Genomic DNA, 12,056 nt, shown 5'->3' on the forward strand with positions numbered 1-12,056 from the left:
TTGATGAACCTAAAAAATTGACCAGATCCGGAATATCTGAGATTCTTGGATTTTTTAATAGATAGGTAAGGAAAGTTTTCCTTACCGAATAGCGCACTATACTCCGGTATGGTGCGCTTTTTTACGTTACCCAGATCCGAAGCGAATCAGTATAAAAACTGAGTCATAATCAAATCAGGTAAATAGGGACTATAAGGCAGGCCAATGCGGGCTGCCTATTTTGCATGTCCAATAAAGGACGATGATTATATGGATGCTATGAATAAGGATGTAGTTGGCGCAAGGTTACAACTGGATATGACCAAGATAACGCCGGCGTTTAAGGTTATCGACGGCGGTGCCAGAAAGAACGCCGAGTCATTCAAAACCTTAAATGTAGAAATAGACAAAACAGAAAAAAGTTTTACTTCTTTGGCTAAAGCAGCAGACAAGATGGCTTTAACATCTGATGAGCGACGAAAAAAGATTTTGAGTGAATCAAATGCTCTGGTTGCTCAAAGGAAAGCACAAGCCGATCTCCTTGTTGCAAAAAAAGAAGGGTTAAATAAATCAAACCAAATAACAGATGAGAAATTAAAAGCGCAAGAGGCTATTGTAAAAAAACGACATGATTCAATTGAGCAGCAAGAGCAGGCCCATCAGAAGAAGATGCAAGTTTTACAAAACAAGGTTACTACATCCGGAACAACTGCTGCGAAGGCAACAGGGACTGATGATACATCAAGGGAACGAGCTTTGCAATACGAACAACGCGTCCGTAGGCAGTTAATCCTTGATGAACAGCAGGGTGTTAACAAAGCGGCTAGGGAGCGCGAACAAACCCTACAGTATGAACAACGTATCCGGCGAGAGATTGCGAGACAGGAACAAATACAGGCCAATCAAGTGAGTGGCGGAGCGCAAAGCAGTGCGCTACTTGAAAGGGTTAAGAACGCTGCTCTGCACGCAACGGTTTATCAAGGGCTCTATACAGCTTTGCACACAGCACAAGAAGCTTTGCGTGAGGGCTTGGTAGGCATCGAGGCCAATATGGCCGGATACATGCAAACTAATGAAAAATATTTTGTCTCCTTTACCGAAGGCACGCATGAAATGGTAATTAACACTCAGAGGCTGCATGAGGAGACAACGAAATTTATTCATACGGCGCACGATCTGGGCGCGAGTGTGGATGATGTAACCGAGTCAGCTAGGCTATGGGGCCGAATGTACAAGGACGTTGGGATTGTACAAGAGCTTGTCCGGCAATCGACACAGTTATCTGTTGTTGATATGGTATCGCTGGAAGATGCTACGAAGGGTATGGAGAGCGTGCTGTCCCAGTACGGCGTGCAGATCGAGAATAGCAATGAAGCAATGGTCATTGGTAATCGCGTACTTGATTCCTGGTCAAAAGTAGCCCATGATACGATGGCTCCAGCTAATGACTTGGCAGCTGCGTTTCAACGGACAGGTAAAATTGCGCAAGAAACAGGCGTTAGCTTTGACTTTATGAATGGGTTAATCAGTGCTGGTGTGCGAAATACGGCACTCGGCGGGGCGAACTTGGGGAACATGTGGAAAACCGTTCTAGGCACGATCCGTACAGATAAAGCCGTGAGCGAACTCGAACGTCTTGGCGTGAAAACGACTGAAATAGTCGATGGCATGGAAAATTGGCGTAAGGCAGAGGACATCTTACTTGATTTGTCCGTTGCAGTTACAAACAAAAATTATGACTTAACGCAGTCCTATGCGGATATCTCGCGTGGTGTATACCAGTTTGCTAAATTAGCTGCGAGCATGAATGCGGGAGACATCTTGCTGGGAACAGCTGCATCCGTTGGTTCTTCAGGTGCTACCCTTGAGTATCTTAAAGTTCAAATGGACACTATCTCACGTAAAGCGAGTCAGGTCAAAACATCGCTGCTTGAAATATTTAATCAAGCGGGCGACGACGGTTTGAGACGCATGATTAAAAACGTGTTGGATGTACTTGACCGGATGCTTATCGGTCTGACTAAAGTGCCATCAGAAGTTTATGCGGTGACAGCGGCGCTCGGTGGCGCTTTTTTGGCGTTTAAGGCATTGAAAGAGCCGGTTATGACCTTGATTGCAGCGGTAGGAGTACTGACGCGGGCAAAGGCAGTTGATACAGCGGCTACGATAGCATCTACTGCGGCCAATGAGGTGCAAATTATATCTTCTAATGGCGCTACGTTATCCACTGTACAGCGCACGACGGCGACGACAGCAGGAGCGGCGGCGCAATCGGGTATGGCAACTGCTACAGGTGTGGCGACAGCTGCGATGACAACGCAAGCGGCAGTTATGACAGTGGTCACGGGAGGCCTAGTAGTTTTAGGGGCTGCTTTTGCGGGGATAACCTTCGCAATGGGCCAAGAGGAAAAAGCTCGACGCGATCGGCTTCAAAGCATGAAAGACGAGGATTCAGTAAATCAACAGCTTGTCAGCCAGTATGATCGACAAATTGACTTACTGCCTAAACTCGTTAACACCCATAGCTCTTATCAAAAAATGTTAGACAGCGGATCGCTATCAGTTGGCCAGCAAACAAAGGTAAAAAAGCAACTTGATGAGGTTTCCAAAGCACTCGTTATTACAATCGGCGAAGAAGGGGCGGCCCAACTCAAGGCTGCTGGTTATACTGACGAAGCAACCGAACAGCAAATATCAAAATTAAAAGAATTAATTGTTATTAAAAATGAAGCAAGGCAGGCAATGCTTCAAGACCAACGCGATGAAGCATTAGAACAACAGGTGAAGAAGCAAGAAGAATTAAATAAGGCGGTACAAAAATTAACTGAGCTAGAAGCGATCCTTGAAAGGAACAGGAACGGTTCTGCTGAAGGTGATTGGATACGAAGAGTAGAAGCAGCCAGAACTAAAGTGGATGAATTGAAATCTGCCAATAGTCAATTATCTACAACCTTGGCTGATACAAATGTCGCCATCGCGGAGCTTTCAATAGCACAAGATCAACTTGCAGGCTCAGCAGGCAAAGGTACAGAAAGCGTGAAGGACCAGGAAGAGGCTCTTGCTGACCTTCGCGGAGAAATCGAAAACAATGGTTCCGCTATAAGTGAATTAAACGGAGTATTGAAAGACTTGGCTAAAGGGCAGGCCTTGAACGCTGAGAACGCAGCGGATTTAATCATTCAATATCCACAGCTTGCAGACAAGATATACAAGACAGCAGACGGATGGGCCTTTGAGACGGATGCTGTCGAGACTCTGAGGCAGGCAAAGATTCAAAAAGCAATTGATGATGTGAAATCGGAAAAAGCTTCTGAGTCTGCAACTATGCTAGCGACGCAGAACCGAATTAAAGCCTACGGGGTTGAGATGCAAGGCATACGCGATCTGGCAACACTTAAAGCAAAGCTCAATGGTGCAGCTGCAAATCGTGAAACATGGGATAGACTCTCAACTGCACCTACTACCAGTCCGTATGGATTAGATTTAGGCATGTTTAACCCAGCTGAGGGGTTAAAGGATGCTCTTGCTAAGCAAATGGCGGAAGAAGATGCATCGCTAGTTGAAATTGAGGCGTTTTACACCGAATATTTTGCAAAAATGGGTGAGTACGACGCGAAAATTGATGCGCTAGGCAAACTTTATAATGATCCAACATATGGAGCTGGTGGTAGCGGTAAAGATAGTTCTTCGAAATCCGGTTCGGGCGGATCGTCCAAAAAAGAAAAGGACCCGTTAGCTGAAGCTTTCGCGGCTTCGCAAGCCTGGATCGAGCACAAGAAAAAAATGGGCGAGTTGTCTACCGAACAGGAGTTAACAGCTTGGAAAAGAATACAGGCACAGTACAAGGTGGGGACTGAATGGCGCATTAAGGCAGACGAACAAGTTTATGCGTTGCAACAACAGCTTGAAAAGGAAACTTACGATAAATCCATGGCATGGCTAGCTCACAAAAAGGCGACGAGTGAGATGTCAGTCAATGATGAGTTAGCAATTATGCTCAAACTCCAAGCTCGATATGCAAAGGGTACCGAGCAGCGCAAGCAGCTGGATGAGCAAGTATATGCGCTTGAAAAAGCTGCACGACGAGAATCGTTAAGTGATTCCGAGTCGTACTTATCCCATAAAAAAGCCATGGGTCAGTTATCGATCGCAGCTGAGCTGAAGGCTTGGGAAAAGATGCAAGCTCGATACCTTAAAGGCACCGAGGAGCGAGAGCAAGCTGATGAACGGGTTTATGCTCTTAAAAAATCATTGCTTCAGGAATCTATGAGCAACTCCGAATCTTACATTGCGCACGAAAAAGCCATGGGGCGTATGAGTTTAGAGCAAGAACTGATTGCGTGGGAAAGGGTTCAAGCGCGGTACGCCAAAGGGACGGAGCAGCGCCGTAAAGCCGATGAGCAAGTTTATGCGCTGCGGAAGCAACTTATGGAGAAAGAGCAATCCGACATGGAGAAGTTTGTTTCTGACCAAAAACCCTTGCTTGAAAAATTGAAAAATGAAGCGCTGGACAGAATCAAAGCTGAGCGGGATGCATACGTGGAAGCACAAGACGCCAAAATTAAAGCCTTGGATGATTTGCTCGCCAAGGAGAACGAGAGTAATGAGGATGAAGATTACGAAAAGGCACTGGCAGAAAAACAAGCTCGCTTAGCTCTACTGCAATCAGCGGTGGGTCCGGAAGGCATTGCTGAACGCAAGCAGGTCGAGAAGGACATTCAGCAGATGCAGGTTGAGCGCGAACGCATCCTGTATAAACGGGACATAGAGGCGCAAAAAGCGAAGCTGGAAGAAGAGAAGGCCTTGAAATTGAAGGACTACGATCAGCAGATCAAGGAAGCGGAAGACCACTTTGACGAGTTGCTTGCTGCTTTTGATGATTTTTCTTCTTCTGCAGCGGGTATGGCCGAAAGGCTCAAGCAGTTGCAAATCCTTCGCGAAAAAGAAAAAAATGCGGAAATCCTTGCTCAACTGGATCAGTTTATTTTGGAGTATCAGGCCAAAATGAGCGCCATTGAATCGGTGGGGCTCACTCAGGAAGAGAAGGACCTGAAAGAGTATAACAGTAATAAAGATGCTTACGATACTGCCAAGAAGGCGGGCGATACAGCAGAAATGGCACGGCTGACAGCTCGTAACCAGGAGCTGCGGAATCAGTATGGTGTGTCCAAAGACACAGGCAAGCTTCAGCATTTTAGTGGAGGCGGGTACGTTCAAGGGAGAAGGAACGAGGAGGTTCCGGTTATTGCGCATGGTGAGGAACTAATCCTAAACTCAAGCCAGCAAAGTAATCTATTTGATTTGTTGAATTTCAGAGTCCCAGCTATGAATTTCGCAATGCCAACGAGCATGGCTTCTGGTCAGAGTGTTACCAATCACTATTACTACAATTACGACATGTCTGCCGGAGAGGTAAACATTGGAGACGAATTAACAGCGAGGACGTATTGGGGAGAACGAGACGGCCTTGCTAGCAAATTTCAGTCGAGAGCGGGGGATAAGCAAAGATGATTGATGTAACCATAGAAGGAAACGGAATATCGGAAACCTTTGCATCCCTTGGTCTCGGGCTCAAGCGAAGGGATATCCCCGTGCTGCCGGATACGCGGGACTATAACGTAACGCTGTCAGATATGGATGGGGAAATTGATTTCGGCAGCGAATACGGACCGAGGATCATCAACCATGAATGCATTCTAATGGCCGATGATCCGACGACCGACTATCAAGCCAAGGTTATCAGGCTTGCTCAGGTATTTAACGCTAAACGGGGCGACCTGTACATTACGTATTCGGATCTTCCGGATCGACGCTACAAAATGAGGTATGCCGGAACGATGTCGATTGAGAAAATCATTTTCGACGGGAACTTGTCCATCCCAATGAAAATGCATGATCCGTTTCCTGAAGCTTTACGTGACACATCGGTTAATGAGTATGGTCAGGGACTGGAGTACGGTCAAGGTTATGAGTATAGCCCTTACTCCCAGTATGTATCATCCAGCGGCCAGACGTTCGAAGTTGAGAATCGGGGTTCAGTGGAAGTTCGACCAGTCATACGCATATCCGGATCGTTGTCGCAACTGGTGCTTAGTAATGGCGACCAAACCTTTACTTTCGGCGGCGTTATGTCAGCAAGTGACGTGCTGGAGATAAACGCGGAAAAGTACACAATCAAATTAAATGCACTAAACGCCTTCAGCCAAACGAATGGCGTTTTTTTGTTGCTCAAACCAGGTGTTACGACATTCACGCTCAACGCTGTATCTCCTAATGTCTCCATAGAATTTCTTTTCCGACACAAATATCTTTATTAGAAGGAGGACCAAATATGGCTTTCATTCCTAGAAATATTGATAAAGAGCTAGATATGGCCAACTTGGGCAAACACAACGCAAATTATAACGACATTAAGACAGAGTTGAACGCTAACGAAGGAAAAGTTTCAACTGCTCAAGCTAGTATCAACAATCATAAGGCAGATAAAAACAATCCCCACGAGGTGACGGCTGCCCAAATAGGAGCAGAGACGCCAGCGGGGGCGCAGGCTAAGGCAACGGTTGTACAAAACAGCTTAAACACTCACACGGGAAACAGCGCCATTCACACTACACAAGCTGAGCATGACAAGCTTGCAGGGATAGCGGCAGGTGCAGAGGTCAATCAAAACGCCTTTGCATTTGTAGCTGCCGATGGACAATCACAAATTGCAGCTGACGGCAAATCAGCGACGCTAAAATTTAAAAATGGAACCGGGATTACAATATCCACTAATCCGACTACCGGCGAATTAACCATTACGGCAACCGGAACGGCCACGCCGGGGCCACATGCCACAAGCCATGTTACGGGCGGCAACGATGTTATACCGGATGCCGTAGCTGGCGGCAATAGCGGGCTAATGCCTGGAGCGGACAGGGCGGCGATGGCAGGGGCCACTAGTGCGGCAACGCCATCGACTCTTGTTAAGAGGGATGCTGCTGGTCGATTTAAGGTTGCAGCGCCTGCGGCTGCGGATGATGCGGTCAATAAGGCATCTTTAGACAATATGCCATACAACGTTTATCAGCAAGCCGTCATTAATGGTAATTTTGATATTTGGCAGCGCGCGATCAGCTTTACTAACCCTACAAGCTATACGGCTGACAGATACCTTGTAGGGATAGCTGTTACTGGTACGCTTCCAACGTTGACGCATAGCCGTACTCAAATCACAGCGGGAGAAGTACCTGGAGCCTTTTATGCTTATCGTATTGCCTGGGGCGGGGCGGGTAGCGGGTTTGGCGTATCAGATGTTTACAATTTACAGCATCGCATCGAGCATGGGGTGAGGCTGCTGTGTGGTACTGGCAGAAAAATAACAATATCCTTTAAAGCCCGTTCGGACATTGCGGGCAAAAAGATCGGCATTACTGTATCTCAAAACTATGGTTCAGGCGGTTCGCCCAGCGCGGGCGACTCATTGGCCGGAAAGTATTTTGCTCTTACCACTTCATGGACTCAATATACACATACCATTGATACAGCTACCCTATCCGGCAAGGTGTTTGGTACAAATAATGACGATATGTTAGTCCTTGCTCTAGCTACCATGTGGGGATCAACACGCGCAACAGCATATGGCGACACAGTAGCCGAGACTTTTCGAGGCGCGGGATACGCAGAAATTGCGGAGTTACAGGTTAATGCGGGAGATACAGCTTTACCGTTCCAGCCGAGGTCTTTTGCAGATGAATTAGCTTTGTGTCAGCGCTATTATGAAAAAAGCTTTAGCTATGCCATAGCGCCAGCAGACAACATGGGTCAGGTGGGTTACGAGTTACTATTTACCGGATCGTCATTTCAGTATCACACATTCCCCAAAAGCAAATTTTTAGTTGTAAAAAGGACTACTCCCACAATGCAACTCTATAATCCTAGTGCGATTTCAATCGATAAAATCAGGAATGATTCGGCAGGGACAAATATTCCTGGAGCTATCATATCGACAAGTGAAAAAGGCTTTATTATACAGGTCAATAACACGTTAGTAAGCGAAGGGCAATTCTTGAGTGTGCAGTGGACGGCAGACGCCGAATTATAGGAGGGACGACATGGACGGATACAATCACTATTTTAGACTTAATGAAGCGGGCGTAATTGTTTACGGATTTACTGAAGCTTTTGAACAGCCTTTAGAGGGTGACATTCTTGTATTGGATAATGGACCACGACACTTTCACGAAGTGTTTCCTAGCTTGACCAATGATAACGGCCAGTTCCGTTTTAAATGGGTTGACGGCGGGGCTGTCGAACGGACAGCTGAAGAAATGGCGGCAGATATTGCAGAGCAGCCAGCAGCGCCGAAGACATATGAGCAGGAACTCGCCGAACTCAAGCAGGTTGTCGCCGATCTGGTGAGCCTGCAATTGGGGGTGTAACCGATGGATGAGCGCAAGCTGAGATTGTATAGATTTTTATTAGCGATGGAGCGGGTAACTCTGGAAGATATTCCGGAGACTTACCGAGCGGCCCTAACGGCGGGTGAAGACAATGCTTCAGGTACTTGATAAAAATCTTGTGCCGATCGGCGTACTGCCCGATGCGATCGAGGTTGTTCGTAAGCGGCGGCTTAATTCGGATTACGAGCTGAGCTTTTCGCTACCTATGATCAGTGACGATTATGACAAGGCGCAGCCGAAGGGACACATCAAAGACGAGCGCGGCCAGCTGTATGTAATTAATGACAGGTCGCGTAAGCGTGACGGCAAAAAGCGCATGGTGCAGTTTGACTGCATGCATGTCATGTTCAAAATGTCGGATTTCAAATTCCCGTACAGCTCATACATCGATGAGGCATACGGCGTTAATATCGTCACGCTGATCAATAGCATCTCGGCAGCGACGAACGGCAAATTTACCTTTGTCGTCGATAATGGATTTGACCTGAAGGACATTAAAGACTTCGGGCGCGGGAACACGCTAGAAGCTCTTAATTATGTGGTCGATAAATACGGTGCGGAAATCGAGCCGGATAACTTTGTCATACACGTTAAAAAAACTGTAGGCGCGGACAGGGGCCTACAGTATCGGCTTCGCAAAAATATCATTAACATCAACTTTAATGATAAAAGCCGAGCTTTGACCACGAGGTTATTTTCGCAAATGAAAGACGGCCGAACATTTATTGGTCTGTCGGCTTCCAATCTCACATCGGAGGAATATGCGCTCCTCAATGCTGTTCCCGGCGCAATCGTCGGTGGCGTCATCAAGGTCAATTACTTGATATCGCCGTATGCAGCTTATTGGAGCAATACCACAAACACATATTTTGATAACGAACTCATCGATCAGGACATCGAAGATCCACTGGAACTGCTGCTGGCGACGCGTAAGTCGTTAAGAGTACAGGAGGTTCCAGCGCTTGATGTTAGTGTGAGCGTGGCTGATTTACACAAAATAGACCCCGACGAGGAACAAGCGTATATTGGCGACACTGTTCTTTTGTATGATGAAGAAATGCAAATTAAGGGCATACAAGCCCGTGTAATGGAAATCAATGAGTATCCATTTAATCGCGATAAACAGCCTGACGTGAAACTAGCAAATTTCTATTTGCGAGATGATTATGATATTCTTGCGGATTTCAATAAATCCAAGCAACTCGTGGAAAGTATAGTGAGCGGCGGTAAAGTAAGGACTGCGGCGTTTGAGTCGTTTGCTGCTCAGGCGATTACAGATATCAATAATAGTAAATCACAGGTCATATACGACCAGCGCGGTATTGTACTGCAAAGCCTGGTTAATCCCTTGCATCAAGTCGTTGCTTCATCCGTTGGTATCTATATTACTAGGGACGGAGGAGTAACGGCAGACGCTGCCCTTACATCGGCGGGGCTGGTGGCCGAAAAGGTTTATGGCAAGCTGGGGAATTTTATAGAAATCGAAATAGGCATAGGCAATAACGTTTTTAAAGCTAACCAAAACGGCATTCATCTCGGCCACCAAACGTTCGCCAGCTCGCCGTTTCGCGTCAACATGGCAGGCCAGTTATTTGCCAAACAGGCAGACATAACAGGAATGATTCACGCCAAGGGAGGAAGCTTCGAGGGCGACATCACGGCCAGCGGAAGAATTACTGGTGGTACTATAACAGGAGCTCTAATCCAAACAGCAGCTAATGGCGTATACCCAAGAGTTCAATTAAGTACGTCTTCTAATATATTTGGAGCATATGGTAGTGCAAATAACTCGATTGAGATTTCCCCGGGAAATGGAGATAATCCTTCATTATATTTAAGTCAGAACGGGAGTATTGTTGGATATATTAGCTCTTTATTAAATGAAATGAATATTATTGGGGTGACAAGTAATTTAAAGTTAGGTTCAAACTATAATATCGACTTAACTCCCGGTCTTGGCTACAAAGTTAGGGTATCTAATTGGAGCAATATCTATAATACAGACGATAGTCATTCTCTTCAAGAAGCGCTGAACACCTTAACATTCGCTGTTCAATCTCTAACTTCACAATTATCAAACAAAGCAACGAAGGGGAATAGTACGGGCTCTGCTGGTGGACATAATCATGGTATAGCAAACGGAACAAAGCTAATGGTTGATGGTGGAGGCACAGTGACATGGAGTGTAGCTGCGTCGCATGATCACGGACAAACTTAAACGATTATGGTACAATAGTGACAAATTGTCACATATTGGAGGTATTCTCATGAAAAAGTTTAGTTATATGTTAATTGGTGCAGTTGCGGGTGCTGCAATTATGCTAACTGCAAGCGTGTCTGCCGATGGCATTAGCTTGATTGGTAAGAAGGTGCAAAGTGAAGCAGATATTTTGATTAATGGCGCTAGGCTTGATTCTGCTATCATTGTTGATGGTAAGAGTTACGCGCCAGTTCGTTCGATTGGAGAGGCAGCAGGATTTGAAGTGGGATTCAAGGATAAAAAGGTGATTTTAGACACTCCAAAAGTTGAGGAGGAGCAGAGCGTGAGCGAACTTACTTCTACAGAAATTCAGGCTAGAATTGATCGCATTGATGGCCAGATTGAGACCGAAAGGAATAGAATTGAAACAAATAAATTTGCATTAGAAAATTCCACTAACCCAACACAGGAATATAAAGATACACTTAATGGTATTATCGCTACAGCTGAAGCAAGAATTGTTGAACTTGAGAAAGAAAAAGCAGAGTTACAGAAACAATTAGAAAACAGCAGTAAATAAGAAATAATTCTATCCTACAATATAACTATCTAAAGCCCTCGAATTTATTCGGGGGCTATTTCTATTTGATTGATAGGGGAAATGAAGATGGAACAAATTGAAAAGGTATTTAGCTATGAGGGCTCTAAGGTACGCACAATAATCCTGAATAATGATCCGTGGTTTGTGCTTAAGGACGTTTGCAGCATTTTGGATCTCGACCAAGTTGCCGGAGTAAAGCGCAGGCTGTCCGATGATGTGATTACTAATCACCCCATCCCTGATACGGTTGGACGGAATCAAGACACAACCCTAATTAATGAAGATGGTCTGTATGATGTGATTTTGGACAGTCGCAAACCAGAAGCAAAGATTTTTAGGAAATGGATCACCAGTGAAGTACTTCCTTCCATTCGTAAACATGGGGCATACATGACAGAAAGTACTTTGGAGCAAGCCTTAACTAGTCCTGATTTTCTGATTCAGTTAGCAACGAAACTAAAAGAAGAACAGAATGCTCGCAAACAGGCGGAAGCCCAAGTAGCAATTATGCAACCCAAAGCGGATTTCTTCGATACAGTAGCAGATAGCAAAGACGCTATTGATATTGGGACGGCAGCTAAAGTGTTGAAAGTTCCAGGTATTGGACGCAATAATCTCTTCGATATTCTTCGCAAAAAGAAAATACTTATGCCTAATAACCAGCCATTCCAACGTTATGTGGATGCTGGTTATTTTCGTGTGATCGAACAAAAGTACGGGAAACCAGACGGAAGCACACATATCAGCATCAAAACATTGGTTTACCAGAAAGGGTTGGATTTTATCAAAAGGACGCTGGAAGCCGGAAAAGAGAAACAAGCGTGAAGTGTTAGAT

General features: G+C 45.6%; 8 protein-coding genes. All 8 read left to right on the top strand.

The window, feature by feature from the left end:
• Window positions 1-249 precede the first annotated feature (249 nt).
• The 8 genes from AC50Y5_RS09065 (at window position 250) to AC50Y5_RS09100 (ending at window position 12,046) form a co-directional block, all read left to right on the top strand.
• Window positions 250-5,490, top strand: a complete 5,241-nt coding sequence (locus AC50Y5_RS09065; protein ID WP_494859987.1) for a phage tail tape measure protein — start codon at window positions 250-252, stop codon at window positions 5,488-5,490.
• The gene (locus tag AC50Y5_RS09070; RefSeq protein ID WP_494859989.1) at window positions 5,487-6,296 is read left to right on the top strand and encodes a phage tail domain-containing protein; all 810 of its coding nucleotides are present in this window, start codon (window positions 5,487-5,489) and stop codon (window positions 6,294-6,296) included. The genes AC50Y5_RS09065 and AC50Y5_RS09070 overlap by 4 nt, the downstream gene beginning before the upstream one ends.
• A gap of 14 nt (window positions 6,297-6,310) precedes the next feature.
• Window positions 6,311-8,062: a hypothetical protein gene (locus AC50Y5_RS09075; protein ID WP_494859991.1), complete on the top strand. Its 1,752-nt coding sequence runs from the start codon at window positions 6,311-6,313 to the stop codon at window positions 8,060-8,062.
• Window positions 8,063-8,072: 10 nt separating this feature from the next.
• Complete coding sequence (locus tag AC50Y5_RS09080; RefSeq protein ID WP_494859993.1) at window positions 8,073-8,399, top strand: hypothetical protein; 327 nt, start codon at window positions 8,073-8,075, stop codon at window positions 8,397-8,399.
• Between the two features lie 3 nt (window positions 8,400-8,402).
• On the top strand, window positions 8,403-8,528 hold the full coding sequence (locus AC50Y5_RS09085; RefSeq protein ID WP_494859995.1) for a hypothetical protein: 126 nt from the start codon (window positions 8,403-8,405) through the stop codon (window positions 8,526-8,528).
• Window positions 8,512-10,638 (top strand): phage tail spike protein, encoded by a 2,127-nt coding sequence (locus AC50Y5_RS09090; protein ID WP_494859997.1) that lies wholly within the window; start codon window positions 8,512-8,514, stop codon window positions 10,636-10,638. The genes AC50Y5_RS09085 and AC50Y5_RS09090 overlap by 17 nt, the downstream gene beginning before the upstream one ends.
• A gap of 49 nt (window positions 10,639-10,687) precedes the next feature.
• Complete coding sequence (locus tag AC50Y5_RS09095; RefSeq protein WP_494859998.1) at window positions 10,688-11,200, top strand: hypothetical protein; 513 nt, start codon at window positions 10,688-10,690, stop codon at window positions 11,198-11,200.
• 87 nt (window positions 11,201-11,287) lie between these two features.
• Window positions 11,288-12,046: a phage antirepressor KilAC domain-containing protein gene (locus AC50Y5_RS09100; protein WP_494860000.1), complete on the top strand. Its 759-nt coding sequence runs from the start codon at window positions 11,288-11,290 to the stop codon at window positions 12,044-12,046.
• The last annotated feature ends 10 nt before the right edge of the window (window positions 12,047-12,056 follow it).

It is taken from the genome of Paenibacillus sp. JT22N7, from assembly GCF_059383875.1.